Source organism: Pseudomonas salmasensis (assembly GCF_014268375.2).
Classification (GTDB): Bacteria; Pseudomonadota; Gammaproteobacteria; order Pseudomonadales; family Pseudomonadaceae; genus Aquipseudomonas; species Aquipseudomonas salmasensis.
Map to the genome: position 1 here is coordinate 1,442,186 of NZ_CP077083.1, position 26,123 is coordinate 1,468,308.

A 26,123-nucleotide genomic window follows, 5' to 3' on the forward strand; every position below is an offset into this window, starting at 1 on the left:
TCGTCCTTGTATTGCTAATGGGGAAACACCCAGCGTGCGCCTACAGGTGCCTTGTAGAACCACTTAACTAATTTGTAAGGCGACTAACAGCCGCCTAGCTCAACCGCACCAGTCCGAGGATGGCCTCGCTGAGGCTAGTCGCGCCTTTGTTGCTTTGGGTCAGCACCACATCCACATTGGTTCCGTCACGCTTGACCATCGTCAGCTTTTTATTCATTAGACCGCTGATGGTCACGTCGGCAATATCGGCAAGTGCCACGCGGTGCGACTCCTTGAATTGCAGGCGCACGTATACGTACTCAAGATCAACCAGTACGCCCTTGTCGCCAGAGCCGAACACTGTTTCGTCGAAGAAGAACACAACCTCGTCCTTGGCAATGTTCAACGCGTTCTTGGATTCGAAGGTCAGGACCTTCTTCATCGGCAAGTCCGGCGCCACATAGAACTTGTGATCGGCGTTGGACCTGAAACCTTGGGCGGCAGTCGCCACGGTCAACCCGCAGCCGCCGCGTTTCGCTGAGCCTGGTAGTACAGGTGTAACAACCGATAGCGCGCTTGCCTGCGTCTCGCGCGCCACGATTTTCTCGATCACTCGCTCACAGTATTCATCGAAACGTTCATAATTGATAAATTGCGCATAGCGCTCGATGTCCGGGCGACTGGCGCTGAAACTTTCAACAGTGCTGAGGTCGCACTGGCGCAATTGCTCCTGGATAAGAGCTTGCTTTTCCTTGAGCAGGCCGCCCATGCCGAAGTACTCCACAACGCCATCAAGTCGTCCTTGATCACCGCCAAACTTTCGTAGCAGGATCGGATAGATACGCTCGTTGTAGGGATAAACGCTGATCGCCTTGACCGCCGACGGCAGCACGGCCTCGTCGGGGATCAGGCCTTTTTCAATATTCTCGGTAATCGCCTGGGACTTTCTGATCTCGTCCTTTGAATAGCTGTGCAACTTGCCGGGCGAATCGGCATTGATCGCGTCGAGGGTCGCAAGGTAGGCCGCATTAATGATCTTGCTGGCACCGTCTGCAAAAGCCTTGACCGTTGCCGGGCTCTTGAAAATCTCATCTTTCTTGAACGAGTCGCCGAGTGCGCTGACCCCTTTGGCCATCAAGTTGAATACGCCATGACCAATATTGGACATCAGGTTTTTTGCGTCGGCATCGTATACCGCCTTCTCTGAGCCATAGCCTACCCATTGGCGACGACCACGGCGACGATTGGTGCGATGCGCATCCACCTCGGCTGAACGCTCGACAATGGCTTCGTATTGCTCGGCCAATACGCCGAAGTCTTCGTCCCATGAGTCGTAGCGCTGCATGAACATGTCGTAGAAGCGTTCTTCGTCGATATCGTAGATCCCGTGGGCCACGGTGAGCTTGATACTTTGGCCTATTGCCTGGATGCGGATCTTGTCTGCCAGATCATCGCCGCCTTCGTAGAGGTTATCCAGGTTGGAAAACAGATCGTAAAAGCCGGCATTGATTTTCTGCGACCACGTCGCAGCAATCGTCGAGAATGCTTGCCGGACCTGGTTTGTATCAAGCTTGCTTTGCGGTGTTTCAAGTGCGTGGCCGTAAAGTTCAATCGTCCGAATGCTGGCATCCATTGCGTGTCACCGTTCCAAGATCGCGGGTAGAAGGAGGGAGTAAGGCAGCTTTATCAAAGGCGAGGCGCAGCCCTCAGCAAGGGTAGCACAAGGCCACTACCCAATATCTGTATTACTCCCCGTTTCGACAACAACCAAAGTCGCTGACAGCCCACCGCGTCGTTTTTGTGGAGTACTTGCCTTGGAAAAAACAGGTGGGGAGATATTCAGAGTAAGGCCCGCACTTTATGCGCGATCCTGCTTATCCCTACCTTTAGTCGGATATTGCTGAGGGTTTTAGCGCAACGGCTAGCCTTCAGCCTAGCGTAAGGGATAACGCTGAACTATCGGTCCATGAAGGGCCAGTACGCCTCGTCGTCCCGACGCTTTATCTGCTGAGGAGACGATAATGAAAATAACCTTGAAACGGTTGGCGTGCCTGGGTGCAAGCTTCACCAGCGTGCTCGCCATGGCCGATGCGGCCAGCCCGCCGCTGCTGTCACCTGCGATCCCCTTCGACGTCACCGCCAATGCCCCCTTCACTCTGGACAACCTGCAACACGATTTCGACGTGCTGTCGTGGCAGACCTTCGTCGCCCTGAACTGGCCCGCCAACGCCGACGGCAGCGCCAACACTTCGGCGCAGATCGGCGCGCCGGGGCAGACGGTTTGGGAGTCGTGGAAGGAGAGCTACGAGATTTTCCTGCCCCAAGGCCAGAAGCCTGTCGCCTGGAACCAGAAGGCGCCGCTGCCCCCGGCCTGCCAAGGCAAGGGAGACCTGCCCGTGCTGCAGCAGATGGGCAAGGTCGCCGGTGTGCTCGACGAGACCATCCAGCCGTTCAAGACCGGCCCACTGGTGGATCAGAGCGGCACTTACACGCGCAACGCGATCATGGTCAACCAGCCAATGTTCGACAACATCGTCAACAATGGTCTGTACAGCAAGGAAGGCCAACAGGCTTTCTTCACCAAGGCCGACAACCGCATCGCCTTCTCCTGCGGCACGACGGAGACTAAGCAGGTCGGCGCGATCATGGTCAAGTCGGCCTGGAAGGTACTCGGCGGCAACGACAACCCGCAGGACTTCCACGCCATCGACGCGCTGGTCTACACCCCAGGCAACGCCGACCCGAGCAAGGGCGCGGTGATCCCCGAATCGTGCAACGCGCAGAAGGTCGGGCTGGTCGGCCTGCACATCGTGCACAAGACCAAAGATGCGCCGCAGTGGGTGTGGTCCAGCTTCGAGCACGTGCGCAACGTGCCGGAAAAAACCACCCCCATGAACGAGCGCAAGGGCCCCTACCTGTTCTACAACGCCCAGGCCAGCAACCTCCCGGTGAACGAGCCGCCCGCGCGGCCGTGGGACCCGTCGAAGAAAGCAACACCCTCGCAGATCGTGCGAGAAATACCGCTCACCCCCGCGACCCACCAGCTCAACGCGCAGTGGCAAGGCGCACTCAAGGGTACGGTGTGGGCCAACTACCAACTGATCAGCACTCAATGGCCAACCGCCCCCGCCGATGACTGCCTTGTGCCGTCGCCAACCAACCCGCTGGGCACGCCTGCGCCGAACTTCCTGGCCAACGCCACGCTGGAAACCTACAACCAGGGCACTACGCCGCAGGCCTCATCCAGTTGCATGGAGTGCCACAACAACGCAACCACCCGGGTGACCCAGTCACCGCGCACCAGCTTCGCCGATTTCACCTTTCTGCTTGAACGTGCCCAATCCACCGGTGCCAAGGAGTGATGCCATGAGCGACCCGAACCTGCAAGACTTCGTCGACCTGTCCGCCGTGCTCACTGGCCTGTCAGCCAAACTGCTGGCGCCCTCCCTCGACCCGATCAAACTGCCGCCGCTGTTCTTGGCCACAGCCCAGCAAGGCATGGGTACCGCAGCGTTGAACAACCTGCTGGGGCTGTACGCCAGCATCAAGAGCCAACCGCCTGAGCAAATCGCCAGCACCGTGCTCGGCAACTCAGACCCGCAAATCGCCCAGGGCGCCCGCTCGATCATGAAGCTGTGGCTGCTGGGCAGCTGGTACCAACCTTATGACCAGGGCACCGCCCACAAGGGTGACATCCGTGTGGTCTCCGACCAGGCTTACAAGGAAAGCTGGGCGTGGAAAATCGCTCAATCCCACCCCATGGGCTACAGCGAGTACCACTTCGGCTACTGGGCCGAGCAGCCACCGACCCTCAAGCAATTCACCGGTGTCGACGCCAAGGAAGGGCAGCAGCCATGAGCACTCTAAACACCCAGAACATCGAAACCGCCGACGTGATCGTCGTGGGCGCCGGCATGGCCGGCAGCGTCATGGCCTACCAGCTGGGCCTGGCCGGCTTGAAAGTGCTGGTGCTCGAGTCGGGCCCGGCGATACCGCCTAACCGCAGCGAGTACCTGGAGCGTTTCTATACCGCCGTGCTCAAGGCGCCCGAGTCGCCCTACCCACCGGAGCAGAGTGAGCAGACCCCGGCCAAACAGTTCGCACCGCGAGCGACTATCCAGGACTTGATCACCGCCGGCAGCCACGACAAGGACAAGGTGCAGAAGAGCTATCTGGTACAGAACGGGCCGCAACTGTTCGCCAGCACCTACGAGCGGGTAGGCGGCGGTACCATGTGGCACTGGATGGGCACGGCCCTGCGCCTGTTGCCCAACGATTTTCGTATGCAGAGTGTGTACAAGGTTGGGGTCGACTGGCCGATCAGCTACGACGACCTGCAGAGCGCCTACTGCCGCGCCGAGGAAGAGATGTGCGTCTCCGCCGATGTGGCGTCGCAGACTTACCTGGGCGTGACCTTCCCCCAGGGCTACCAATACAGCATGCACGGCATTCCTCCATCGTTGGTCGACCAGGGCGTGGGCAAGGCCATCAATGACAAGCAGTACCAGGGCTTCACCCTCAACGTGCGGCAAACGCCAGCCGGGCGTAACTCGCAGGACGACAACGGCCGGCGGGTATGCGCCGGCAACACCAGTTGCACGCCGATCTGCCCGATCCAGGCCAAGTATGACGCCACCGTGACCATGGCCAAGGCGCTGGATACCGGTAACGTGCGGATCCTCTATCAGTGCGTGGCGAGCAAGGTGCAGGTGGATGCCAATGGGGTCACGGGTATCGATTTCATCCAGTACCAGAACAACGGCACGCAACAGAACGGCACGGCTCAGGGCAAGCGCTACGTGATCGCCGCCCACGCGATCGAAACGCCCAAGCTGCTGCTTAACTCCATCGGCCCGCACAGCCCCAACGGCGTGGCCAACAGCAGCGGCCAGGTCGGCAAGTCGTTGGCTGACCACCCGGTGTACCTGGCCTGGGGCCTGATGCCTGAAGGCAAGCCGTTGTTCCCGTTCCGTGGGCCACTATCCACCTCGGGGATCGAAGACATGCGCGATGGCCCGTTCCGCAGCGAGCGTGCCGCCTGGCGTATCGAGATCGGGAACGAGGGCTGGAATTGGTCGGCGAATGATCCGTACGCTTCAGTCTGCGATTTCATCGACGGCACCAACATAGGCGGCGCTAACCCCAGCAAGCTCAAGTTGTCCGGCCAGGCGCTGGTGCGGCAGCTCAACAGCGTGCTGACCCGCCAATTCCGCCTGGGCTTCCTGATTGAGCAGGTGGAGAAAGAGCCCGACGAAGCGCTGTGCCGGGTGGAGAGTAGCAAGCATTTCACCGACGGCTTGGGCCTGCCTCGGCCAGAGATCGCCTACGAACTGTCCGACTACACCAAGGAGGGCTTCAAGCAGGCGCGCCTGGCCGCCACGCATATCATCACCAAACTGATGGGCGCCACCGAGCTGACCGACCTGAAGCCTGAGCTCAAGCCCGGCTCGCAAACGGTGTTCGAACACGGCGGTCAGAACTACGCGTTCTACGGCGCTGGCCACCTGATGGGCACCTACCGCATGGGCTCGGACCGCAACAAGTCGGTGGTGGACAAGGACCAGCGCAGCTGGGACCACCCCAACCTGTTCCTGGTCGGCGACGGCGTGTTCCCCTCCACCGGCACCGCCAACCCGACCTTGACCATCACCGCGCTGACCTTCCAGGCCGCCGACGTGGTCGCCAGCGACCTGCTCAAGCGTACCGTGCAGGTGCAGGCCAGAGACCCCTGGCAGGGCACCGGCGTGCAGATCAACGGACAGAGCTGGCAACTGGCGGTGTGCACCGGTGGGCAGTGGACGGCCAACCCGGGCACCGGCATGGTTGGTGCGGCGGGCCACCCAGGCCTGACCGCCAAGCCCGGCTATACCTTGCCCGGTCAAGCGGAAGGCGCATTGATCGGGCGTATCGGCACCAGCGGCGCGCCGTTCCTGGTCGGCAACCAGGCGCAATTGCCGCGTGGCCAGCAGGGGGAGTTGCAGTTGTGCATCAATGACGACCTGGCCGGGCGTTACGGGGCTGGCCTGAGCGATAACCAGGGCAGCCTGTCGGTGGAGGTGCGTTTCGGGGCCGTGTAGGCGCTGGCATAGCAACTCCACCGTGCTGCGGCGAGTCCGCAGTATTGTGGGGTTGCTCTTTCAATCCAAGTGAATCAAGCGACTTGGCGAATTGGCTTGACGGGAAAGCGTATAACCAAGGTGTACCAAGGAAGCTGCTTATGCGCAGCCGTCACTTGCGAGAGCCACACCTGTGCACAGACGAAACGCTCAAAATGACACTGCAAGGAGACCTCTATAGACTAAGATGCCAGCGCAATGATGGGTTCCAAGGCACAGTATTTCCAGAAACTTGATCGTTGAAGCCCCGACCCTGAGCATGAGAGGCGGCGGTGGGAGCGCTTGAGTATGGGCTGCCCCACCCGCAACCGCGCAGCAAAAATAAATATGCATTCCACCAGCAGTTAGCAGATAGGGATATCACATGAGCCTTCCCCACACCCCAGACGTAACCATAGAGTTTGCTGAGCCGAACGGGCGTTGTGCCCAGGACGTATGGGATCGAGAGTATGAACAAGCGCCTACCATTCCATCATCGCTAAGAGCTGCACCGGCACATGCACTCGTCGAGCTGATGAAAACCTGTGAATTCCCCACTGCACGGGTCTTGGATCTTGGTTGCGGTAACGGTCGTAATAGCCTTTTTCTCGCGAGTTTGGGTATGCAGGTCGTCGCTCTGGACTTCTGTCCAAAAGCGGTGGCTTTGACACGTAGGCGTGTTGAGGAAGCCGGACTGTCAGGTGCTGTCGAAGTTGTGAAGCAAGACCTGCTAGAGGGAATCCCAGGGGGCGACGGGACTTACGATCTTGTAATGGATGCTTATTCGCTTTGCCATTTCACCCGCGACGAAGATCAACAGCGTGTTCTGCATGAGATTGCACGCGTGCTGAAGCCTGGGGGTCACTTTATCAAGATACATATCGACAGCTCGGACGCTTATTACTTAGAGCGGCTTCATACGCGAACACCCTACGGGCACATCAGCTTTGACCCCGCCAATGGCTTAAAGAAGATGCATTGCAGCTTGGCGACTTACACCGAGCAGGTCACTCCAAACTTTACCCTTGTCAAGGCTGTAAACGTCAACTTTCCTGACGACGTCCGCGGCAAAGTATATGAGCGAAGCATATTTGCCTGTTTGATGCAGAACGTTAAGGGGGTGATATGAACGAAAAGAATCTGGACCCCTCGACGGGCCAATTCATCGATCCAATGTTTGCAGTCATGATCGCTGCTGCCGTGGCCGAGACCATTTTAGTGTGGGTCAAGGAAGGCGCTGTCCCTGACTGTTTCACATTACTGGTGGTGATGGTCGGTTATGTGAATCTGCTATTGAGTTGGTTTGGCTATCATAAGTCGGTATTGAAAAGCCCAATACTTGGCAGCCTTCGATTTATTGTAACCATCGTACTCTTGCCCCTCTACTTGCTCACCGTAGTGCTGGCGACAAAACCTTTTTATTGCGTCGCCTTGACCTACACAAGCATATTTTTTCTATGGTCTTTTTGGGAGTACTTAAAATACCGAGAACGCTCGTCAGACGAGAGCTTTTTATCATTGCAGTTCAGGCCATTCAATATGATGGTCTATTTTGCGACGATCTATGTCGTCATGGCCAAGTTTATCCCTGCCTCAAGTATCTCAATACTGCCTGAGTGGCTTTTCACGCTTGCCGACCCTATAGGCCTATTTTTGATTATCTGTGCCATCGTCGTGCTCCGCGCGAAGAAAAGCAGTAAAGATAGCAATGCGCCCCTTTCGAAGATTCTCGGCCAGATCAAGATTTTGCTATTTGGTGATCAGGCGGGCGCTTAGAGGATGCCCTTAACCATCTTCATCGCCTGACCCACCGCTTTCGCAGCCTCGCTAAAGCTCGACAGCTCCCACAGGGGATTGGCGGTGCTGCGAAAAGGGAACAAGGGGACAGATTTATTTTCTAGAGATAAATCCGTCCCCTTTTCCATTAGTTAAATGCCCACAGCTTATTGAAAGGCGGCTAAGCCCCGCTCATTCGACAGTCTGCAGCCATTTGAGCAATTCCATTTCCAAGCTGCCATTCTTGAGCGCTGCGGGAGAGAGCAGGCAATAGCGTGAACCGTCCTCGACAAAGCCCAGTGGTGCGGCCAACACACCGCTATGAACATCGTCACGCACCAAATGCCAAGGACCAATGGCCACTCCTAGTCCTGCAACCGCTGCTTGGATGCTGAAATAGAAGTGCTCGAAAGATTGAACCTGCATAGCTGAAAGACTGAGCCCTTTGGCAGCGGCCCATTCCTGCCAAGCTGCAGGTCTGCTGATAGTCTGCAGCAATGGAGCCGTTGAGTGCAGACCCTTTCTGGCTTTGCCAAACCATTGGTCTAGCTTTTCTGGCCGGCAGACCGGGCCAACCTTTTCAGTGAACAGTGTCTCGACATGGTATTCGGCCGGCCGAGGAAAATCATCTCGCCGAATGGCCAAGTCTATGCCGTGGTCAAACGAGAAGTAGCCACCACCGGCCACTAAGTGGATGTCCTGTCCTTGATGATTTTTTTGGAAGTCGCTCCATCGAGGGATCAACCAACGCATCAGCAACGTTGGTTCGCAAGACAATACAAGCGGACGGACACGCCGGGCCTCGGTGCGTATTTCGCGAACTGCCTGACTCATCATGCCGAGCCCCTCGCTCACCGCGCGAGATAAGTGCTTTCCCGCTTGCGTTAAATAAACCCTTCGACTGCGCCGCTCGAATAGGTCGACACCCAGATCCTCTTCAAGCAAGCGTATTGCTCTGCTGATAGCACCCGGTGTCAGGTGCAATTCGTGAGCAGCTCGGGCAAAGCTTTCGAATCGCCCAGCTGATTCGAAGCAACGTAATGCTAGTAATGACGGCATTCTCGCCTCAGTGATGCGTGACTTATAGTCACTATTCCCATCAGAAATCATCGTTAGTGCTCAGTAAAATACTTTGCAAATATTGGCTTCAATTTTAATAACCGCAGGGCTCATCATGAGCGAATGGATAGCAGTAGTCACTATTACAATTCTCGCGTGCATCAGTCCCGGGCCCGACTTCGCACTGGTTTCACGCAATGGGCTGTTACTGTCTCGACGTGCTGGCTTGCTTACAGCTGTGGGAATTGGAATTGGGGTTCTCGTTCATATTTGTTACACATTGCTCGGTCTGGGCTTGATCCTTCAGCAGACACCTTGGCTGTTCAGTGCACTCAAGCTCGCTGGAGCTGCATATCTCATTTACCTGGGTATCAAGATGATTTTTTCAAAGCCGGAGGTCGAACAGCAAAACGTGTCTCCACCAGCGATCTCGGGCCTATCCGCTCTGCGGTCGGGGTTTCTGACAAACGCGTTGAATCCAAAAACATCGATCTTCATAGTCAGTCTGTTCATGGGCGTAGTTCGACCAGACACCGGCGTAACTGTGCAAATCGCATACGGTATATTCATCGCGAGTGCGCACATAATCTGGTTTGGTTTGGTCGCACTGTGTTTCTCAACTGGCAAAATGCGAGAGAAATTGCTGTCTTCACGACAATGGATTGACCGAGGTTTTGGCGGCCTGCTTGTGAGCTTTGGAATAATCCTAACAATTTCGTAGCGCTCCGACTGAACTGCCTCAGCTTTGGAGAAGAGACGACTCCCTACAGCGGGGAAGCCTCCGAAAAAGGGACAGATTTATTTTTCCTAGAAATTAATCCGTCCCCTTTTCCCCTGATGATCAATCCTTCAATTCAATAGCTCGATAACTCGCCGCGTCGTCACAAGCCACCTACAACGACTCGGCGATTTGGCTTGATGGGCGTGTGATGGGAGAGTCGGCTGACGACAGCCACGTCTGCTCCTGACTAGCAGCTGTAGGTCGACTGACTAGAGCGAGACGGTTACGCTGACGTTTTTCGCATGACGGGAAAAACGCATGACAACGGTGTACCAAGGAAGCTGCTTATGCGCAGCCGTCACTTACGAGCTATCCGCCACGCCCAAATCAGTGAGCCATTGCCATTGCCGCCAGTGCCGCAAGAGTCACGGGGCCGCATTCGCTTCTTACGGCAGTGTTCCCCGTAACGCACTACGCCTACTTTCCGGTGCCAACAGCATCAAAACCTATGCATCCTCAGAGGCGGTGCTGCGCGAGTTTTGCGCACACTGTGGCTCGACATTGTTCTGGTCACGGTCTCAAGGCGAGTTTGCCGACTGGGTGTCGATAGCGCTGGGCACGCTCGATACGCCTTTCATAGCTGAAAAGCAAAAACACGTTCATCTCGACTCCGCAGTCCACTGGTGCAGCTACCCGCCTCAGAAACCGCCAAGCTGCATAATATGAGTCGCCTGAGCCTCATCTGTTCGCGTGAAGCCACAGCGCTCATAAAAGGCGCTTCCTTCAGCCGTATCCGTAAAAAGACGCACGACCTGAAACCTGAAAGCGGCACGTTCAACAAGCGCCTTTACCAGCGCCTGCCCGACATGTTGCCCCCTTGCCGAAGCTGCGACGTACACCCGTCGCAGTCTGGCCACATTATTGTCAGCATAGGGATCAACTGAAAGACCGCCGATGCCTATCAATTGCTGATTCAAATAGGCCGCCATCAGACACTCGCCGGGTGCATCAAAACGGTTTGCTCCAGAGTGCCATTCGTTAATCAGACGAGTGAGGAACCTGAAACCCTCGCCAACGGCTTCCTTTTCCAGCGCTAGTATCTGGCGCGGAAGGTGTGTGATCGGCTGAACCTCATATCGTTTCATTCCATCCCTGCCTCCAATATGAAACGCGTTCAATGCTAACAATTTCGTTTGAAGGCCACTCCTGTAGGAGCGAGCTTGCTCGCGAAAAACCCAAACGATAACGCAGCGCCTGAAGGCAAAATCCGATTCCCCTGCCGCACCTTGCTCCATTGCCTACGCCTGCGTCAGAATCCGCCGGCTTGTGCGCTGAGGTGGCCGTCTCTAAGGTGGCTCGGTCGCTGAATTGTTCAGTGATCGGGTTTAGTAGCCCACCTTAGACCTAACAAGTGCACACGCTTCATCCATCAGACGCTCCCGTCTGTGCTTGATGGTGGCTGTGCGTAGGGCGTCCTCGGACGCGCCGGTTTTGTTAGGTTCCACCGGTCTACTAACCTGCGTACAGCTACCGCCCTTATTGTTTAGTAGCGATGGGGAAGTGGCCCAAGCAAGGAACTTAACCATGGTTAACGATTCAACCACCCTCTTCAACGTTGCCCCCAACGCCAGCAACGAAACCCTCCTCACCAACAGCTACGAAACCTTCACCAGCGTCAGCACCCTGCTGCTCGACCTGTCCGAAGACCTCAACGGCAAACACCGCGACATCGCCCTGGCTATTCACCAACTGAGCGAACTGGGCGTACTCCTCACCGCCAGACTCCTGGATCGTGAAGTGCCCTGCCCCGGGTGATGGTTACCCCTTCGATTCAATAGCTAGATAACTCGCCGCGTCGTCGTAAGCCCCCTACAACGACTCGGCGATTTGGTTTTTGGTGGTTTCGGTGCATTCAGCCTTAACAGAAGGTCCTCTGCAATGACTGGAGCGGCGACTGCTTTCGGCCAAAATCGGACACTAGAAAATAATCTGTCCCCCTTTCGCCTTTTCGAACGCTGTGGGATGACGGTGGCGTGCCGACGGACGTTGAACAGGCAAGACTCAAACTCGAACGTACGGGCGAGATACAGAGCTATTACAACCTGATCACCCACACCTCCGAACACAAGATCCGCGGCTACGCGTCGTTCTGCCGGGCGGGCGTGGATCTAGGTGAAGGTTTCGAGTTTATTTTTCAAATTTCGTCAGACGCAAAGATCCGGCCTGAAAGTGATCGACAGCGGCAGCCTGATGTTCTGGAAGCACATCGAAACCGGCGAATGGGCGCTGTACTATGACTTTTACTAAGTTTTAGAGCGCTCAATGCATGAAAAGCGGACATTTCGTGGAAATAAATCCGTCCCCTTTTCCGCAGAAGCGGCCACTGGTGATACAGCCACTCGCGATACGCGGCTTACCCAAAAGTGGTGGTAACATTATCAGTAGCACAGTGCACTGACTAACGGACTACCAAGTAATGAGCGATTTCCAAGCAAAAGTATCCAGAGGTGAGCACAAAGGAAAGCCGCTTTATCCACATTTGCACGAGGACGGAAAATACGTAGCAAGCCCTACTCGTTTTGAGATTCACTACATCCGAGTCGATGAGCTTAATGAGCTTGAAGTTCTGGTTCGATCTGGTTACGCCGCGCGCATGTCTAATCCTGAAATCCCCAATGCCCCATCGCTCATCGTTAGTAAAAACATCCACTTCACTGAGGTTAGTACAGTGCTCACTCCGGCCGAGCTATTGCCCAGCATAATCGACCAAGTGGACTTGGACCGCGACTGTATTTCAAAAGCGAGGAAGGAACAAGCCTTCCTAAGAGCCCATCTGCTAAGAGGATCTATCACAGGAGAATGCGTCATTTGTCATCACATCTTTCCCGTCGACATGCTTGTAGCTGCTCACCTTAAAATGCGATCAGCCTGTAACAACTCTGAGCGCAAGGACATCGACCATGTCGCCGCCCTGATGTGTAAAACAGGCTGTGATGACCTTTATGAGCGTGGATATATATCAGTGGATGCGGGGAGGGTTATATCCACAAACGCAAAACCTGCAACTCCGCGTCTGACTGATCTGATCACAAGCATTGAGGGACGTGTCGTTGCAAACTGGGCGGCTAGCTCTCATTACTATGAATGGCACCGAGGGAAAACAGCTAAGTAATGCTCTCGGCATCCGACACCCTCTCTGTCAGTCCCAGGGGCGGTCAGTACAGTGGTTTTCTCCCGCTATTTGACGATTACTCTCCATTGCCAGGTAGTGGTGGAATAAATGCGGGCCAGTTCCTGATAGCGACTGTAGTCCGTTTTGACTCGCAAGCTGTCGGTCATCACTGACAGCTTGCGAGCCAAAGCAGACGGCCATACAACTCATACGAAGCTTCACCAGACATCCAAGCCCTCATACAAACCTACAAAACATGATCACCCGTTCTAGTAATTTTATTCATAAAACGTGGGCTGATCAAACCAACTAAGCTCTACCCTCAACAGCCTTAGCCTTTTCCGATTGCTGATAACTCGCTTTAAGTGCCTTAAAAACTCTTTCACTTTTTCTCCTACCCACCGAATAGATGACCGGAGGACTGCCTGCCCTCATCAACTTATCGTAAGTGACTGGTCATATTCGAAATAAAAGTCCAACTACATATTGGAAAAAAACAGATTTTCACCACTCTTCATTGGAAACACTGTGTCGCGTAGCGCGCCCGAAAAGGGGACAGATTTATTTTCTATAGACATAAATCCGCCCCCTTTTCCGTCATAAGCCGGGCTACACAGTAAACCTACGTTGCCCGGCGGGGCTTACCCCTGTTCCCAATGAACGTACGGGATAGTGCAGCCGTCGTCTGCACGACATGGCTCATTGAAAGGATTTTTGCCAACGGCTAGCGCGTTGGTGCCGAAGCCTAAAGCCAGCAAAGCAGAAAAAAGAACGATATGTAGTTTCATGAGGTTCTCCTTGAGCGACATTGCTCGCCTTAAGCATAGTACGTGCTAGGCGGCAGATCGCCCGCCCACAAAGCGCTTAAAACTCAATTCAGATTTTTCCTACACACCGTCGTGTTGATCGCGGAGCTGGGCGAAAGCGGCGTCGACTTTCTTTTCAGCCATGGCGAAAAGGGAAATTTCCTAGAAATAAATCCGTCCCCTTTCCCACCAACAGCTACATACGAAATCTTCACCAGCGTCAGCACCCTGCTGCTCGACCTGTCCGAAGACCTCAACGGCAAACACCGCGACATCGCCCTCGCCATCCACCAACTGAGCGAACTGGGCGTACTCCTCACCGCCAGACTCCTGGACCGCGAAGCGCCCTGCCCTGGCTGATGATCAGCCCTTCAACTTGCTAGCCCGATAAACCGCCGCGTCGTCATGAGCCACATACAACGACTCGGCGATTTGGCACTTGATGGCTTTGGTGGATTCAGCCTCGACACAAAGCCCTCTGCGATGACGAGAGCGACGACTGCTTTAAAAGTGCGCTTGTACTTTCGCTGGCTCGAAACTGATGGGCGATGAGTTTCCTAATCCGCTCAAGTACTAGCTGGCTTCGCGATGCGGTATCCTAACCAACTCGTTAAACAAGGAAGAATAATGCGCTCGTCGTCATTTTTGTCGTATCTCAAACTCCCAGCTGTTCTGCTGATTGCCGGTCTCACAACCGCTTGTTCCAACTACCACTACAAGGATTACCAAGGCGATTGGGCACCGGAGTTGATGACGCCATATGACCTGTCCAATAACGCGGCCAATGCGCCAGTGGTGTATTTCGCCACCACCCGTTTTCGCGGATTGGGAGTAAAATTCCATCGATTGTTGCTGGCCACACATGTGGACGACCAACTACTAGAGGGTTCCGGGCGGCGCTCAATCCTTGACGTTTCAGGCAAGCAGGCACTGCGCTTGACCCCAGGCAAACACTCCTTGAGCTGGTGTTGGGTATCGATGAATGCCTTGGGTACCGGTGGCGCGAAGTGCGGCTTCGGTGCTCGCGATGTGGAATTCCGCGCAGGCCAGCGATATGTCGTGGACTTCACCACCCGCGACGACATCAATGGGCCCCCAGGGCGTCAGGTCTCGACCATTACTATCGAATCCGAGATTCGAAATCTGGACACCCATGAAGTGATCTACCCGGTGAGAGGTATTGCAGAGCTGGAGAAGGAATAACGATTGCGACGATCACCGTCACAAACTGAGTTGGGCGGTGATCGAATGCTACGTGGCAAAGGAGAGCATCCGACGCTAACCTACCCTTCACGAAGGGCAGCAATCGGCCAGAAGCAGACATTCAGCGATTGGGGCTAAACGATGTCTGCGCCCCCATCAGGAGCTTGAGAAAGCTTTCAGCCTCTGAGCGGTTCTGGAACATTAAAGTGAAGGTGCCCAGAGTAAGCAAGCAGCAAGGGGGAGATTCGATTTCTTCGAAAACGATTTTCACAGACGTCCTCCAGTCAAACCTTAATTACGTAGTTACAGGACGTAGCGGTTTGACCTGCCTTCCATCCTGAAACACCCGATCCTTACCATCATGCTTCGCTTTATACATATTGCTGTCGGCGCATTTGAGCACTGCGGACATGTCCGATGTCGCTCGGAACTGCGCGACGCCCGCGCTGCAAGTGAAGTGATGCGGAGGCAATACACTGCAACGGATGTTGCCCAGCAGGCGCAATGCGTACTCATGAGCAACCGCATCATCTTCGCCCAACAACAAGACACCGAATTCCTCACCTCCAATCCGCCCGACACTGTGGCTGCCAGGGGTGGATTTCAGGCACGCGGCCATGGCACACAAAATCTTGTCACCGACATCGTGACCGTACTGATCGTTTTTTAATTTAAATTCGTCAATGTCCAACATTATAAAGTAGCCGCTGTGGCCTTCTGCCAATGCATTTTGGAAGAACCCCATAAAGGCCCGTCGATTAAGTAAGGAGGTGAGAAAATCTGTCTCCGCCAATGTCCTGAATTCACTTTCGACCAACAACACTGAGCGCATGTTTCTTAGATAGGTAAAACTGAGAGTAAACCCTATGGACATGGAAGCAACGCAAAAAATGACCAGATAAACTTCCAGTTCCCGGTAAAAGCCAACGTCCAAATTGGGCCACATCAGTATCCAGACCAGCAATGTAGAGAGAAGATAGTCCTGAACCGTGACGAATAAGATAGCACTGCTTACCACGATGATCACAGCTAGGGGCAGCGTAAAGACGCGCAGCTGCACATTGATGTCAATCACATGCGCAAAGCCGAGTGACAAAATCAATATATACACGCCGCCGAGCATTCTCCATATGCGAAAATCAGCAACTACGCGATGAACGTACCAAATAACCAACAACGATGCTGTAACCAACATATTTAACAGATTTAACGTTGTCGCAGGCTCAATCAGCAACACACAAAGCCAGGAAACAATTCCCGCCATTTCAATCTTGGTTACCGCTGGTGACAGCAGTGTTCGCATTCTTGGTCTGATTTTGAAAGTCGCCGGCATCCCTAAACTCCTTTTCCGAAACGGCCTGAATGTGATGTCAACGTCTGGGCAATACCTAATCAATGAATTAAGTGTGCTTTGGCATCCAAATTCCTGTTATCAATCGGAAAACCGTACGCAAAAACTTCCATATTGCTTTCACCAAAGGAGGAGGCGTTAGCGCGACGCAGATAAAGCGTTCAATGCAGATCGCTGGTGACTCTACCAATGGCTTTCACTACTTGCTTTGCGCCTGACTGGATAGCTGCCATCGCCATACCTGCCTGTTCGGACAGTTCCAATAAAACGTTGGCTTGGTCTCTGCTGCACTGGACATGCAACGCGGCTTCGCCGGCCAATTCTCGATTTTGCCTGACCACACCGTTAATCTCCTGGGTGGCCGCACTGGTACGGCCGGCGAGCTTGCGCACTTCATCCGCCACGACAGCGAATCCTCGTCCATGCACTCCAGCGCGTGCAGCTTCGATAGCGGCGTTAAGCGCCAAGAGATTGGTCTGGGTGGCAATGGCGCCGATCGTGTCGACGATGGAAGCGATCAACTGCGACTGCGATTCAAGCGCGGTCATGCTGTCGGTCACCAAGGCCATCTGTTGGGAAATATTCTGTGTGCCGAGCACGGAGTCGGCGACCAGTTCCATCCCTCGGTTAGCTTTCACATCGGTATCTAGCGACACGTCGTAAGCCATGGTCGCTGCTTGTTTGATTCCGTCGGCTTTTTCAACTTGCTCGGTCACTACGCTGGCGAATTTGGCAATTTTATAAACCCGACCGGAAGCGTCTCTGATGGGATTGTAAGTGGCCTCCAGCCAAACCACTTTTCCGCTTTTATCTACCCGGCGAAAGCGACCAGCGTTAAACACGCCCTTGTTCAGACTCTTCCAGAATTCGTCGTAATGCGCCGACGCCACGTCCTCCGCCAGGCAGAACAGACGGTGATGCTTGCCCTGTATCTCCGCAAGGCTGTAACCCATCGCCTGGACGAACGATTCGTTGGCGTAGACGACCTCACCCGCGAGACTGAACTGGATCATCGCCATCGAGCGGTTCAGTGCGCTGAACATTTCGATAACCTCCTGTTCGTCCCGCGCCAGCGGAGGTGCAACCATGCCGTAGCCTTGAAACGTCCGGTTCGCTGCAGCGATCCAGCCTATATTGAGTGTCACAGCACGGCCGTCGGAGGCACGATAGCGTTGCCGTTCGATGGCGCACAGGTTGGGTGCAAAATCATTCTGCGGTTGCGCGTTGATGTCACTCATTACCATTTTTGAAAGCTGTTCCACCGAGTATCCCAGCGTTTGCGCAAACCGCTGGTTGGCCGAGATAATCCGGCCAGCTCCATCGACACGTACTGAAAGAAACACCGCTTCGACGTCGGCGACTGTCCCGAGCGCCAGGCACAATTGCTCTTGGCAGGTAAAAAGAGCATTCTTCAACTGGCGATTAAACACGCTAAACTCCGGCATAAAAATTACAACAAAAAGGACATTGCTTAGTGATTAAATCGCTCCCCAAAATAACAAGCGAACTCGCGCTAACGCTCACACACACAGCGAATACCGCCAGGCTCGTTTCCTACTTCGCTCTTATCAACTCCCAACTCCATGCTGACACGGGCAATTGCAAAGTAGATTGACATGGCCCGCCGCATCAATTCGAGAAAGGCCGGACTCAACCCCACCAAACGTTTGTCGCATTTGAAATAGCCCTGTAACTGGCCTTCTTTGATCATGCGCTGCATGTGTGTTTTGGACACGCCCAGACGCGATGAAAGCTCCACGTAAGAGGATACGTTGTAGCCGGTCTCTAACGAGCCGGTGCGCAGGGCATCGGCATAGAGTGCGAGCATCGGCAGATGACCGCCGTCCCGATTGAGAATCCATTTCGCTTCAGGCAACAGCTTGTCGAGCAGGAAGTCCCCTTCAAGTATCTTGGCAAACCCTCGAAAAAATACGCGCAATAGATCAACATTCTTCCCCACAACCGATAACCCACTGTCGTATGGAGAGATCATCTGCGAAGGCAGCAAATAAGATTTGATTAGCTGCACGGTATTGCTTAGCGCTTTTTCCGTAGGTCGGAAACTACGTTGACGCCCGTCCTGCACATGTAACCGAACATCCAGATATCCGGCAATGGACAAAAATGAACAATAAGAATCCAGGCTATTTCGAGACATATAGCCACGTTCGTAGCAGAATGCCTTTACTCTGGACAAAGGAACTTTCTCGTCTTTGTAGCTGAAGCTCAATAAAGACAGGGCAACCATGAATCGGTCATATTTCAACAAATTTTTATAAAACGAAGGCTTTTCTCGATAGCTTTCCATGACCAAATCGAAATGCAGCAGAACAGCTTCATCTATATTGTCTCGGGTCATTTCCGAACTGGTCTCTTTCAAATACTCAAGCAGATCAGTCTTGTTCATCGAAGTTACACAACCTTTAGCCGGCAATATCAAACTGCTACCATTCGCAATACGCACAGTATATGCGTATTCGAACCGCTGGCAGGTTCACCCCAAAAATGTTTTATGACCTGACGCGCTTCGATCGCAGCTCACCCGAGCGTGTCTGATCGATGCCCACCGGCCTAAAGGTGAGCTGCGTGCAAGAATCTCTTCGACCAATAGCAGCCATCAACGCGTCACTATAATTCCCGCCCTTGCATCATGATGCTCGCCACGATCCATCAGGTTGGTAGAGCGGTTGGGTGAGAGGCGGATTTGCTCAATCTGAATTTGAATCTGAGCCAAGCCGATATTCAGGTTTGGAGTTCAGCGGACGTCGTTCAACGTCCGCTAATGGCCGATTTCTGCCGTTCGTGCAGGCCAGCAATCGCAAACCCGATGCCCAGAGCTAACCCCCCGGTATCTGATACACAACCGAATCATATTTTTCCGCCGTCCGCCTTTCGATGACGACTCCCCCCAGAGCTTCAGCAATACGTCGACTCGCACGGTTCTGCGTCGCAACAGGGTAAATGAAGTGCTTTGCTGCCACCCACTGGCTAGCCCATTGAACAACCGCCCGCACCGCTTCACCACCAAAGCCCAACCCATGTTTATCTTCACGAACCCAGATCCCCAACTCCGGTGTTTCACTGCCGGTATGGTGCAGCCCGACCAAGCCGGTAAAACGAGCACCTACCCGCTCCCTGACCGTGAACACGATGTCGCTGCCATCCGCTATCGCAGGCAGCCACCGTCCCCAGACTTGCGCGTACTCTTCCAGCGAGGCAGGCGCTTCCCAGGACATGTAGCGAGTCAAAGACGGTGTGATACAAGCGAAAGACTCAGCAGCGTCCTGCTCGCAGAAGGGCTCGATGCTCAGGCGTTGCGAGAGAATGCGGATTGGGTGGGTGTCCACTGGCATGGCAATTTCCTTCCTGGGGTCCGTTACTCCATGTATGCCGTGAACATATCATGCGGGTCGCTTCATCAGTATCAGGCTCTCTATACTGAGCCCCAAAGATGGTAGTTGGAGCACCCAATATGCCCGTCGCACCCAATCAAAATTCCCCGATCATTTTGGTCCCGGTTCAACAAAGCGACTTGGATAATCTGGTAGCCATTCGAATCGAGGCCATGCGCGAAAGCCTGGAGCGTGTTGGGCGATTTGATCCAGCCCGTGCGCGGGAGCGGTTTGTTGGCGGCTTTGAAGCTCGCGACACACGCTATATCGAGGCATCTGGAGAGCGGGTGGGTTTCGTAGTGGTCAAACATCACCCCAATGAACTCTTGCTCGACCATTTGTATGTAAGGCCGAGCGCACAAGGGTCAGGGGTGGGGTCTGCTGTTCTTACGCAGATTTTCAAAGAGGCGGATGCGGCTGCGCGTCCCATTAAAGTGGGGGCTCTCAAAGAAAGCGCTTCGAATCGCTTTTATACCCGCCATGGCTTCCAGTTCATCGAAAGCAGTGAATTCGACAATTATTATGTTCGTCAGCCTATTCCGGCGATTGGCGCTCATTCCGGAACCATGGACTGACTTGTACTAGCCCTTCAACTCTGCGGCCCGATTGCTCGTCGCGTCGTCATACGCCACATACAACGATTCTGCGATTTGGCTTTTGATCGCCTTGGTGGCCTCCAGCCCCAGCACAAAACCCTCGGCTTTTCCGCCAGCACGGTTGAGTTCTTCATGGGTGGAAGCGCCAGTAATAGCGTCGAGAAGCTTGGCGGCGTGAGGGCCGACGCCTTTGGGGAGGGAGATCTGGTCGATGGACATTATCGCTACCTTGAAAAATTGAGTTCGGGAGCGAGTGGAACCACTGCCGGGGCTGGCATGGTAGACCTGTTTGCCTTGAAAGGGGTCGCTTTACGCGCAGCGGCGCTATTCTTTGCGGCTATGCAGTCAGATGGGGCCATTGGTGAATCTGGAGGGGTTTATGGCGTATTGCGTTGAGGGCTACTGCCTTCGGGCATTGGCATGTGACGATTTCGAGAGGGTCAGCCGTTACGAACGCGTCAATCGCAGGCATCTGCAACCCTGGGAGCCGCTCAGGGACGAGGAATATTTCACCACTGGCAACGCCAAGGCCAGGGTGGAGCAGCAGGTCAACAATATGCAGGCTGGCAACGCTCTATGTTTCCTCTTGCTTGAATCCGAGAGCGGAGAGGTTCTAGCGCGGTGTAACTACACGAACATTGTGAGAGGCGTTTTTCAGGCCTGTCATCTTGGCTTCTCGCTGGCGGAATCAGCCCAAGGCCGTGGCCTGATGAAAAGAACACTCCAGGTCACTAACCGTCACTGCTTTGAGCAACTGGGTCTTCATCGGATCATGGCCAATCATTTACCCCGCAATGTACGCAGTGAACGTCTTCTGGAGTCGCTGGGGTTTGAGAAGGAAGGACATGCGCGAGCCTATCTGAAGATCGCTGGCATCTGGGAGGACCATACGTTGAGATCGTTGATCAACCCTGAACAATAAGCGCCCCACCCACCCCGCTCAGGAAAAAGCTGATGTCTACCGAGCCCCTCTGCCTGGTTTTCGTACCCTCCCTGGCAGCCTTGCTGACAGCCGCCGAATCGAAAAAAGGTGCCACTCTCAGCGAAGTCGAAGTGTGCGATATCCGCGACCAGGCCACCTGCATTGCGGTAACCTTCTCCACCGCGTTGGCGATGGAACAAGAACGGGGTTACCCGGATATCGTTGCCGAGGATTGCTGGAATGAGTGGCAACGCTTGCGTCCCTCGCTTCAATAGCGCCCGCTCTGATGAGCATAGGTATCTACACAACTCTGTAGCGCTCAACGGTAACCACGATGCGAAGCGAGCCGCTGTTGATCTTGCTTTTGCTCTGCTTTTGATCTTAGGCGCCCCGTTAAACCACGCTGGCCGGAATTCGACAGGGATTTGGGGGGTAAACCGGCAGGGATGCCGGTTTAGCCGCCGTCAGGGCGGAACCCTAAGTGGCCGTTACCGCAGGAATGGATATGTACGCAACCCAACTGTGTCGACTGTCAGGCCGCCTTCGCGAGCAAGCCCGCTCCCACAGTGGATCGTGGAGTGTCAAGTAGTAAGGCGTCGGCTAGTAGGCCGCCATCGCAGGCAAGCCAGCTCCCACAGTTTGATTGCGGGGTGTCAGGTAGATTGGCGTCGACTAGCAGGCCGTCTTCGCAGGCAAGCAATCTCCCACATTTGGATTTCGGAGCGTCAGATGGATATGCATCGGCTGTCAGGCCGTCACGGGAGCAAGCTCCCTCGCCACAGATTTAGCGTCGTGCCGAAGTTGTGTAGATAGCTATGCTCTGATCAGCGCCCCAACCCACTCCCGGGATTCACGGACCTCCTTTTTATGCCGCCAGCCTCACGCGACCACGCCCGTATCGAACGCCATCTCATCGCAGCCCTGACCGACGCCTGCGAAATCGCAAAAGCTGAAATCCCGGGCTTCGAATGGCTGACTCACACCGTCGACTACCGCGCCTTCCCCCAAAGCCTGCGGGTGATCTGGGTGTTCGACAACGTCGCGAGCAAGGCTCACGCCTTCGCGACCGGCGCGGACGCCCGTATGCGCGAGCTGACCACCGCCGCGCTGGATGACGCTGACGTGCACGTCCCGAACATCGCCCGCTGCGTCAGTTTCGATTCCGAAGAGGAATGCCACCTTCGGCATGGCGGCGATTGGCGTCGGCGGCTGGCTACTCTCTCGGCTCACTGAGCAAGGTGAGACCTTGCTACCCCACCTTGCACGTCAACCAAGCCCCCCAGAACAGGCTGCTGAAGAAACGGGTCGCGTCGCCAAACCCGGCGTCGTGCAACAGCTTCTGAACCGCGGCCTCGGAATGTGGCGGGTCAGCGCCTTGAAGGATTTTGCCGAGCTTGGCCTTCACTTCGTCCGAGGTGGCGCCATGCTGACGCCAGCGTTGGCCCCATGCCGCCAGCAGTAACGGCTGGCTGGCATAAGCATATTGATTGCCCGCGACAATCAGCGGTGCACCCGGTTTGAGATGCATCCGAATCGAACGCAGTATCTGGCGCTTGGCTTCATCACCCTCCAGATGGTGGAGCACACCGATCAAGGTGGCGGCGTCGTATGACGCGTTTGCTGGCAGGTCTTCGAGCTGCCCGAGATGCAGGGTGGTTCTGTCCAGCAAGTGGTTGGCTTCCAGCTGTTGCCTTGCCGCTTCCAACATCGGCTGGGAGGGATCAACCGCCATAAAACGCCAGCCCGGTTCAAGGCTGGCCATGGCAATGATCTCCTGCGCCGTACCGCCCGCGCCGACCACAAGTATGTTGGCCGAGGGCGCATCGCCAAGGCTTGCCGCCAGCATGCAGGCTGCCAGATCCTGGCAAGCGTCATATCCCGCCAACGCAATACGGCTCTGGCGGGCGTACTCATTGGCTCTTGAGGTATCGAATTTTTCAGCAGGGTTGGATGGGGTCGAGTTCAAGGCGGTTCTCCGTGGCCTTGAAGCAAATTACGGCACCTACAGAGATAAGAAAAATTCATTAATTTTATGCGCTGCATTCCCATGGGGAATACGCGCAAAGGCCCTCGCTTGCATGCCCAACACTCGGAAGGCTCTATAGTAATTGCCCCACTCGATCCCTATCATGCCTGCGTAAGGAGCGCCCGCCCCATCAAGGAGAATGCAATGAAAGCGTTAATAGCCGCGGCCTTACTGGTCACCCTGGCAGGTTGTGCATCATCGGGTAAAAGTGACCAGCAGATTTACCAGGAAGCCGCTGACGCCCATGTCATGACACTTGCTGCCGGCCAGAACACCGTGAGCCTGCCCAGTGTAAAAATTCCAAGTCATGGCCTGATCGGCGACAGCATGGCGATTGCTGCGGGCGGTGGGGCCAATGCAACGGCTCTCAAGCAAGCCGTGCTGCAGGCAAAAAGCGCGGGCGACAGCGGCTTTTTAATTATGGGTGCGGGTACCGCGCTCGACGTGGCGATTATCAAGAATGCGTTTGATTCGGTCGATTTGAGTGGCATGCGTATCTATTACGCCGGTAATGAAGCGCAAAAAGACGCAGTGCGCAGCGCAGTCGAAAAAGCGCAGGCGCATTTCCAGTACATCAGCATGCAGTAACGGGTCATTGCCACATCCATCCTGTGCACTTGCTCCTTCGTTATGAGTCAGCCCGCGCAGCGGGAGTTCAGTTGCGCAGGCTGAACGAAGCAGGCCCTGGCGCAGTCGGAACAGCAGGCCCTAAAGGCAAGGAACCCTGCTCATGCCGTTACGCTGCGCCGCCCTCCTCAGCGTGTTCACCTTGGCTGCCAGCTCGTACGTAGTGGCCCAGGAGCCGTTGCGCCTGGAAAACCTCAAGCGGTGTGGCGACCTGCTGGAAAACCGTCAGCAGCACTGGTGCCTGACCGTGCGCGGCCTCGGCGCTGGCACCCCGCAGTTGAAACTGGCGGGCCAGGCATTGCCGGCCAAGGCCCTCCAGCGCGACGGGAACCAGTTGCGCTTGCACCTGGACAGTGCCGCTTACCAGAGTGGCCCGCTGTGGCTGGAAGACGGCCCGCGTACCAGCAATGCGGCCTGGTTGACCCTGCGCTACAGCCAGGTGGTGGCCGCCGGGCCAAGTGAAGTCGCCAAGAACATGGATGGGTTGACCACCTATGTTGACCTGGTCAGCGTGCTGATTGAAGAAGACCACGACGGTCGCCAAGAAGCCGAGCGCCTGGCGCGCAAATACGGCGCAACCGTGGTGGGCAGCATTGCGCCGCTGAACGTCTACCAGCTGCGCCTGCCGGCCAAGGACCTGATGCAGCGCGATGCACTGGTGCTGCGCCTGGGCAGCGAGACCAGCGTGGATGCGGTGGTCATCGAAGAGTCCGCAGCCGAAGAAGCCGAGCAGGCGCCCCCTGAAAAACCAAGCAAGCCGGCGCCAGACTCTGACGAGTGGGCCGCCAACCGCTTTCTTGACGCCGTGGCTTACTATCAGCGACGCATCCCTGGGCAGCACACGCCTATAGCGCCCAAACCGGTGCGCATCGGCGTGATCGAGCGCGGGGTGGATTTCGACACCGCGGATTTCGCCGACTACCTCGGCCCCTGCCCGCCCAAACGCACCTGCGTGTATGCCCGCGATACGCAGGCGCCGGACAGCCATGGCACCACCGTCACCGGCGTACTCGCGGCAGGCTGGGATAATGGCGGCAACAGCGGCTTTCTGCGCGGGCTGGACAAGGCCAGTAATGGCTTTGAGGTGATTGTCGACCGCAACGCTGATGCCGGCATTACCGCCAACATCGCCGCGTCAGTCAACCTGGTAGAAGACGGCGTGCGCGTGCTCAATTGGAGCTGGGGCATTCATCGCGTCGGGGCCAAAAACGTCCATGGCAACGACGTCGATTCCCTGGTGCGCTCGGGCATTGCCATGAGCGGCTATGAAGAACTGCTCGAAGAGTTTTTCCTGTGGCTGCGCAAGGAACATCCCGACGTGATCGTGGTGAACTCTGCCGGCAATGGCTCGGCGTTTTCGGGCAGTGATGACTACCGCCTGCCCTCCTCCTTCATCACCGAACAATTGCTGGTGGTCGGCGCGCACCAGCGCAACCAGCGCACCGGCATTGCCGTTGAAAACCCGGCTTACGCCGTCACACGCAGCTCTTCGAATGTCGACATGCGCGTGGACATCACCGCCGCCGCCTGCGCCCATGCCTCCACCGCCACGGCCGGCGAGGAAGGCGCGGTGCATTGCGGCACCTCCTACGCCACGCCGATGGTCGCGGGGCTGCTGGCGGCGATGCTGTCGATCAACCCGCAACTTGAACCCGAACAACTGCGCATGCTGCTGCGCCGCAGCGCCATGGCGATTGGCGACAACCATGATTTCGAACGCAGCGATGCCCAGGACCTCACCGCGCCCATCCTACCCTCAGAGCGCAACTACCAACTCAATGACAAGGACGTGGGCCGTTCGGCGCGGCTGGATATGCAAAACGCGTTGGACCTGGCGGTGCAGAGTCGTACACGGGTGCGCTGAGGTTGCAGGATCGTACAAGCCTGCCGACCCGTTGGCTGGGTAGTCTGGCCTTCTCATCGACAGGAAGACCCCGCATGACTCAAGCACAGCCTGTAAACCTCGCGCAAAAAGCCTCGCTTATCGACCAGCAATGGAGCCCGAGGGTGGTTGCCGAAATGAACGACTACCAGTTCAAGGTGGTGCGCATCGAGGGCGAATTCATTTGGCACTCGCACCCGGAAACCGATGAAGCCTTCCTGGTGCTCGAAGGTACGCTGCGCATCGACCTGCCGGACGGCCCGGTGTATGTGAAGCCGGGTGAGTTGTATGTGGTGCCGCGTGGCATTGAGCACAGGACGGCGGCCGAGGGGGAAGCCAGGCTGATGATGATCGAGCCACGGGGCATTTTGAATACCGGGCATGAAGGTGGAGAGCGTACCGCGTTGAATGACCAGTGGATTTGAGTATGCCGCTGAACCCTGTAGGAGGGAGCTTTCTCGCGAAAAACGTCAACGATAACGCGTGCTGCCTGAATGAACGCGGCGCCTGTGAATT

Annotated in this window: 28 protein-coding genes and 2 pseudogenes; 19 read left to right on the forward strand and 11 right to left on the reverse strand. The window is 55.7% G+C overall.

The window, feature by feature from the left end; translation table 11 throughout:
* Nucleotides 1–94: 94 nt before the first annotated feature.
* A complete protein-coding gene (locus HU731_RS06185) occupies nt 95–1,612 on the reverse strand; it encodes a hypothetical protein (protein ID WP_186606724.1) in 1,518 nt (505 codons plus the stop codon).
* A 388-nt stretch (nt 1,613–2,000) separates the two neighbouring features.
* Between HU731_RS06185 and HU731_RS06190 the strand changes: the two genes are divergently transcribed.
* The 5 genes from HU731_RS06190 (at nt 2,001) to HU731_RS06210 (ending at nt 7,850) form a co-directional block, all read left to right on the forward strand.
* Nucleotides 2,001–3,341, forward strand: coding sequence for a cytochrome C (locus HU731_RS06190; protein ID WP_186606725.1), 1,341 nt, complete (start codon nt 2,001–2,003; stop codon nt 3,339–3,341).
* Between the two features lie 4 nt (nt 3,342–3,345).
* On the forward strand, nt 3,346–3,837 hold the full coding sequence (locus tag HU731_RS06195; RefSeq protein ID WP_186606726.1) for a sorbitol dehydrogenase: 492 nt from the start codon (nt 3,346–3,348) through the stop codon (nt 3,835–3,837).
* Nucleotides 3,834–6,056, forward strand: coding sequence for a GMC oxidoreductase (locus HU731_RS06200; RefSeq protein ID WP_186606727.1), 2,223 nt, complete (start codon nt 3,834–3,836; stop codon nt 6,054–6,056). The genes HU731_RS06195 and HU731_RS06200 overlap by 4 nt, the downstream gene beginning before the upstream one ends.
* A gap of 403 nt (nt 6,057–6,459) precedes the next feature.
* Nucleotides 6,460–7,203, forward strand: coding sequence for a class I SAM-dependent methyltransferase (locus tag HU731_RS06205; protein WP_186606728.1), 744 nt, complete (start codon nt 6,460–6,462; stop codon nt 7,201–7,203).
* Entirely contained in the window at nt 7,200–7,850 is a 651-nt protein-coding gene (locus HU731_RS06210; RefSeq protein ID WP_186606729.1) for a hypothetical protein, read from the forward strand. The genes HU731_RS06205 and HU731_RS06210 overlap by 4 nt, the downstream gene beginning before the upstream one ends.
* Nucleotides 7,851–8,042: 192 nt before the next feature.
* Here HU731_RS06210 and HU731_RS06215 read toward each other — a convergent pair whose 3' ends face one another.
* The gene (locus tag HU731_RS06215) at nt 8,043–8,960 is read right to left on the reverse strand and encodes a LysR family transcriptional regulator (protein WP_044274742.1); all 918 of its coding nucleotides are present in this window, start codon (nt 8,958–8,960) and stop codon (nt 8,043–8,045) included.
* A gap of 64 nt (nt 8,961–9,024) precedes the next feature.
* Between HU731_RS06215 and HU731_RS06220 the strand changes: the two genes are divergently transcribed.
* Both HU731_RS06220 and HU731_RS06225 read left to right on the forward strand, forming a co-directional pair.
* Nucleotides 9,025–9,630, forward strand: a complete 606-nt coding sequence (locus tag HU731_RS06220; protein WP_044274743.1) for a LysE family translocator — start codon at nt 9,025–9,027, stop codon at nt 9,628–9,630.
* A gap of 318 nt (nt 9,631–9,948) precedes the next feature.
* Nucleotides 9,949–10,356 carry a GFA family protein gene (locus HU731_RS06225; protein WP_186606730.1) on the forward strand — a complete coding sequence of 136 codons (408 nt, stop codon included), beginning with the start codon at nt 9,949–9,951 and terminating at the stop codon, nt 10,354–10,356.
* Here the strand turns inward: HU731_RS06225 and HU731_RS06230 are convergent.
* Nucleotides 10,329–10,775, reverse strand: coding sequence for a GNAT family N-acetyltransferase (locus HU731_RS06230; RefSeq protein ID WP_186606868.1), 447 nt, complete (start codon nt 10,773–10,775; stop codon nt 10,329–10,331). The genes HU731_RS06225 and HU731_RS06230 overlap by 28 nt on opposite strands.
* Nucleotides 10,776–11,214: 439 nt before the next feature.
* On the opposite strand from HU731_RS06230, the gene HU731_RS06235 reads away from it, so the two are divergent.
* The 3 genes and pseudogenes from HU731_RS06235 (at nt 11,215) to HU731_RS06245 (ending at nt 12,802) form a co-directional block, all read left to right on the forward strand.
* Nucleotides 11,215–11,445, forward strand: a complete 231-nt coding sequence (locus HU731_RS06235) for a DUF6124 family protein (protein ID WP_186606731.1) — start codon at nt 11,215–11,217, stop codon at nt 11,443–11,445.
* A 200-nt stretch (nt 11,446–11,645) separates the two neighbouring features.
* A pseudogene (locus tag HU731_RS06240) lies at nt 11,646–11,937 on the forward strand (hypothetical protein); the annotation flags it as partial.
* A 169-nt stretch (nt 11,938–12,106) separates the two neighbouring features.
* On the forward strand, nt 12,107–12,802 hold the full coding sequence (locus tag HU731_RS06245; RefSeq protein WP_186606732.1) for a hypothetical protein: 696 nt from the start codon (nt 12,107–12,109) through the stop codon (nt 12,800–12,802).
* A 641-nt stretch (nt 12,803–13,443) separates the two neighbouring features.
* Here HU731_RS06245 and HU731_RS06250 read toward each other — a convergent pair.
* On the reverse strand, nt 13,444–13,590 hold the full coding sequence (locus tag HU731_RS06250) for a hypothetical protein (RefSeq protein ID WP_186527504.1): 147 nt from the start codon (nt 13,588–13,590) through the stop codon (nt 13,444–13,446).
* A 186-nt stretch (nt 13,591–13,776) separates the two neighbouring features.
* Here HU731_RS06250 and HU731_RS06255 point away from each other — a divergent pair, with 186 nt between their 5' ends.
* Nucleotides 13,777–13,968, forward strand: coding sequence for a DUF6124 family protein (locus HU731_RS06255; protein WP_225931680.1), 192 nt, complete (start codon nt 13,777–13,779; stop codon nt 13,966–13,968).
* Between the two features lie 267 nt (nt 13,969–14,235).
* Nucleotides 14,236–14,811: a hypothetical protein gene (locus HU731_RS06260; RefSeq protein WP_003192617.1), complete on the forward strand. Its 576-nt coding sequence runs from the start codon at nt 14,236–14,238 to the stop codon at nt 14,809–14,811.
* A gap of 295 nt (nt 14,812–15,106) precedes the next feature.
* On the opposite strand, the gene HU731_RS06265 is transcribed toward HU731_RS06260, so the two are convergent.
* The 5 genes and pseudogenes from HU731_RS06265 to HU731_RS06280 form a co-directional block, all read right to left on the reverse strand.
* Nucleotides 15,107–16,144 carry a GGDEF domain-containing protein gene (locus HU731_RS06265; protein WP_186606733.1) on the reverse strand — a complete coding sequence of 346 codons (1,038 nt, stop codon included), beginning with the start codon at nt 16,142–16,144 and terminating at the stop codon, nt 15,107–15,109.
* A 179-nt stretch (nt 16,145–16,323) separates the two neighbouring features.
* Nucleotides 16,324–16,830: a methyl-accepting chemotaxis protein gene (locus HU731_RS28905; RefSeq protein WP_370706276.1), complete on the reverse strand. Its 507-nt coding sequence runs from the start codon at nt 16,828–16,830 to the stop codon at nt 16,324–16,326.
* 93 nt (nt 16,831–16,923) lie between these two features.
* Nucleotides 16,924–17,607 (reverse strand): annotated as a pseudogene (locus HU731_RS28910) (PAS domain S-box protein); the annotation flags it as partial.
* Between the two features lie 68 nt (nt 17,608–17,675).
* On the reverse strand, nt 17,676–18,569 hold the full coding sequence (locus HU731_RS06275) for a hypothetical protein (protein ID WP_138762945.1): 894 nt from the start codon (nt 18,567–18,569) through the stop codon (nt 17,676–17,678).
* Nucleotides 18,570–18,999: 430 nt separating this feature from the next.
* Entirely contained in the window at nt 19,000–19,515 is a 516-nt protein-coding gene (locus HU731_RS06280; RefSeq protein WP_186606735.1) for a GNAT family N-acetyltransferase, read from the reverse strand.
* Nucleotides 19,516–19,634: 119 nt separating this feature from the next.
* Here HU731_RS06280 and HU731_RS06285 point away from each other — a divergent pair, with 119 nt between their 5' ends.
* Nucleotides 19,635–20,129 (forward strand): GNAT family N-acetyltransferase, encoded by a 495-nt coding sequence (locus HU731_RS06285; protein ID WP_186606736.1) that lies wholly within the window; start codon nt 19,635–19,637, stop codon nt 20,127–20,129.
* Nucleotides 20,130–20,135: 6 nt separating this feature from the next.
* Here HU731_RS06285 and HU731_RS06290 read toward each other — a convergent pair whose 3' ends face one another.
* A complete protein-coding gene (locus tag HU731_RS06290) occupies nt 20,136–20,369 on the reverse strand; it encodes a hypothetical protein (protein ID WP_186606737.1) in 234 nt (77 codons plus the stop codon).
* A 160-nt stretch (nt 20,370–20,529) separates the two neighbouring features.
* On the opposite strand from HU731_RS06290, the gene HU731_RS06295 reads away from it, so the two are divergent.
* The 3 genes from HU731_RS06295 (at nt 20,530) to HU731_RS06305 (ending at nt 22,305) form a co-directional block, all read left to right on the forward strand.
* Entirely contained in the window at nt 20,530–21,072 is a 543-nt protein-coding gene (locus HU731_RS06295) for a GNAT family N-acetyltransferase (RefSeq protein WP_186606738.1), read from the forward strand.
* Nucleotides 21,073–21,104: 32 nt separating this feature from the next.
* Nucleotides 21,105–21,347, forward strand: coding sequence for a hypothetical protein (locus tag HU731_RS06300; protein WP_186606739.1), 243 nt, complete (start codon nt 21,105–21,107; stop codon nt 21,345–21,347).
* A 592-nt stretch (nt 21,348–21,939) separates the two neighbouring features.
* Nucleotides 21,940–22,305 (forward strand): hypothetical protein, encoded by a 366-nt coding sequence (locus HU731_RS06305; RefSeq protein WP_186606740.1) that lies wholly within the window; start codon nt 21,940–21,942, stop codon nt 22,303–22,305.
* A 16-nt stretch (nt 22,306–22,321) separates the two neighbouring features.
* Here HU731_RS06305 and HU731_RS06310 read toward each other — a convergent pair whose 3' ends face one another.
* Nucleotides 22,322–23,038 carry a class I SAM-dependent methyltransferase gene (locus tag HU731_RS06310; RefSeq protein WP_186606741.1) on the reverse strand — a complete coding sequence of 239 codons (717 nt, stop codon included), beginning with the start codon at nt 23,036–23,038 and terminating at the stop codon, nt 22,322–22,324.
* Nucleotides 23,039–23,242: 204 nt separating this feature from the next.
* On the opposite strand from HU731_RS06310, the gene HU731_RS06315 reads away from it, so the two are divergent.
* The 3 genes from HU731_RS06315 to HU731_RS06325 all read left to right on the forward strand — a co-directional run bounded on the left by HU731_RS06315 (nt 23,243) and on the right by HU731_RS06325 (nt 26,032).
* Nucleotides 23,243–23,686 carry a putative periplasmic lipoprotein gene (locus HU731_RS06315; RefSeq protein ID WP_186606742.1) on the forward strand — a complete coding sequence of 148 codons (444 nt, stop codon included), beginning with the start codon at nt 23,243–23,245 and terminating at the stop codon, nt 23,684–23,686.
* A gap of 142 nt (nt 23,687–23,828) precedes the next feature.
* Entirely contained in the window at nt 23,829–25,589 is a 1,761-nt protein-coding gene (locus tag HU731_RS06320) for a S8/S53 family peptidase (RefSeq protein WP_186606743.1), read from the forward strand.
* A gap of 74 nt (nt 25,590–25,663) precedes the next feature.
* A complete protein-coding gene (locus HU731_RS06325; RefSeq protein ID WP_005789834.1) occupies nt 25,664–26,032 on the forward strand; it encodes a cupin domain-containing protein in 369 nt (122 codons plus the stop codon).
* The last annotated feature ends 91 nt before the right edge of the window (nt 26,033–26,123 follow it).

Excerpts from the sequence above, each read along its gene's own strand:
- HU731_RS06185 (WP_186606724.1), bottom strand. The coding sequence starts at position 1,612 with ATGGATGCCAGCATTCGGACGATTGAACTTTACGGCCACGCACTTGAA.
- HU731_RS06190 (WP_186606725.1), top strand. The coding sequence starts at position 2,001 with ATGAAAATAACCTTGAAACGGTTGGCGTGCCTGGGTGCAAGCTTCACC.
- HU731_RS06195 (WP_186606726.1), top strand. The coding sequence starts at position 3,346 with ATGAGCGACCCGAACCTGCAAGACTTCGTCGACCTGTCCGCCGTGCTC.
- HU731_RS06200 (WP_186606727.1), top strand. The coding sequence starts at position 3,834 with ATGAGCACTCTAAACACCCAGAACATCGAAACCGCCGACGTGATCGTC.
- HU731_RS06205 (WP_186606728.1), top strand. The coding sequence starts at position 6,460 with ATGAGCCTTCCCCACACCCCAGACGTAACCATAGAGTTTGCTGAGCCG.
- HU731_RS06210 (WP_186606729.1), top strand. The coding sequence starts at position 7,200 with ATGAACGAAAAGAATCTGGACCCCTCGACGGGCCAATTCATCGATCCA.
- HU731_RS06215 (WP_044274742.1), bottom strand. The coding sequence starts at position 8,960 with ATGATTTCTGATGGGAATAGTGACTATAAGTCACGCATCACTGAGGCG.
- HU731_RS06220 (WP_044274743.1), top strand. The coding sequence starts at position 9,025 with ATGAGCGAATGGATAGCAGTAGTCACTATTACAATTCTCGCGTGCATC.
- HU731_RS06225 (WP_186606730.1), top strand. The coding sequence starts at position 9,949 with ATGACAACGGTGTACCAAGGAAGCTGCTTATGCGCAGCCGTCACTTAC.
- HU731_RS06230 (WP_186606868.1), bottom strand. The coding sequence starts at position 10,775 with ATGAAACGATATGAGGTTCAGCCGATCACACACCTTCCGCGCCAGATA.
- HU731_RS06235 (WP_186606731.1), top strand. The coding sequence starts at position 11,215 with ATGGTTAACGATTCAACCACCCTCTTCAACGTTGCCCCCAACGCCAGC.
- HU731_RS06245 (WP_186606732.1), top strand. The coding sequence starts at position 12,107 with ATGAGCGATTTCCAAGCAAAAGTATCCAGAGGTGAGCACAAAGGAAAG.
- HU731_RS06250 (WP_186527504.1), bottom strand. The coding sequence starts at position 13,590 with ATGAAACTACATATCGTTCTTTTTTCTGCTTTGCTGGCTTTAGGCTTC.
- HU731_RS06260 (WP_003192617.1), top strand. The coding sequence starts at position 14,236 with ATGCGCTCGTCGTCATTTTTGTCGTATCTCAAACTCCCAGCTGTTCTG.
- HU731_RS06265 (WP_186606733.1), bottom strand. The coding sequence starts at position 16,144 with ATGCCGGCGACTTTCAAAATCAGACCAAGAATGCGAACACTGCTGTCA.
- HU731_RS28905 (WP_370706276.1), bottom strand. The coding sequence starts at position 16,830 with ATGGCTTACGACGTGTCGCTAGATACCGATGTGAAAGCTAACCGAGGG.
- HU731_RS06275 (WP_138762945.1), bottom strand. The coding sequence starts at position 18,569 with ATGAACAAGACTGATCTGCTTGAGTATTTGAAAGAGACCAGTTCGGAA.
- HU731_RS06280 (WP_186606735.1), bottom strand. The coding sequence starts at position 19,515 with ATGCCAGTGGACACCCACCCAATCCGCATTCTCTCGCAACGCCTGAGC.
- HU731_RS06285 (WP_186606736.1), top strand. The coding sequence starts at position 19,635 with ATGCCCGTCGCACCCAATCAAAATTCCCCGATCATTTTGGTCCCGGTT.
- HU731_RS06290 (WP_186606737.1), bottom strand. The coding sequence starts at position 20,369 with ATGTCCATCGACCAGATCTCCCTCCCCAAAGGCGTCGGCCCTCACGCC.
- HU731_RS06295 (WP_186606738.1), top strand. The coding sequence starts at position 20,530 with ATGGCGTATTGCGTTGAGGGCTACTGCCTTCGGGCATTGGCATGTGAC.
- HU731_RS06300 (WP_186606739.1), top strand. The coding sequence starts at position 21,105 with ATGTCTACCGAGCCCCTCTGCCTGGTTTTCGTACCCTCCCTGGCAGCC.
- HU731_RS06305 (WP_186606740.1), top strand. The coding sequence starts at position 21,940 with ATGCCGCCAGCCTCACGCGACCACGCCCGTATCGAACGCCATCTCATC.
- HU731_RS06315 (WP_186606742.1), top strand. The coding sequence starts at position 23,243 with ATGAAAGCGTTAATAGCCGCGGCCTTACTGGTCACCCTGGCAGGTTGT.
- HU731_RS06320 (WP_186606743.1), top strand. The coding sequence starts at position 23,829 with ATGCCGTTACGCTGCGCCGCCCTCCTCAGCGTGTTCACCTTGGCTGCC.
- HU731_RS06325 (WP_005789834.1), top strand. The coding sequence starts at position 25,664 with ATGACTCAAGCACAGCCTGTAAACCTCGCGCAAAAAGCCTCGCTTATC.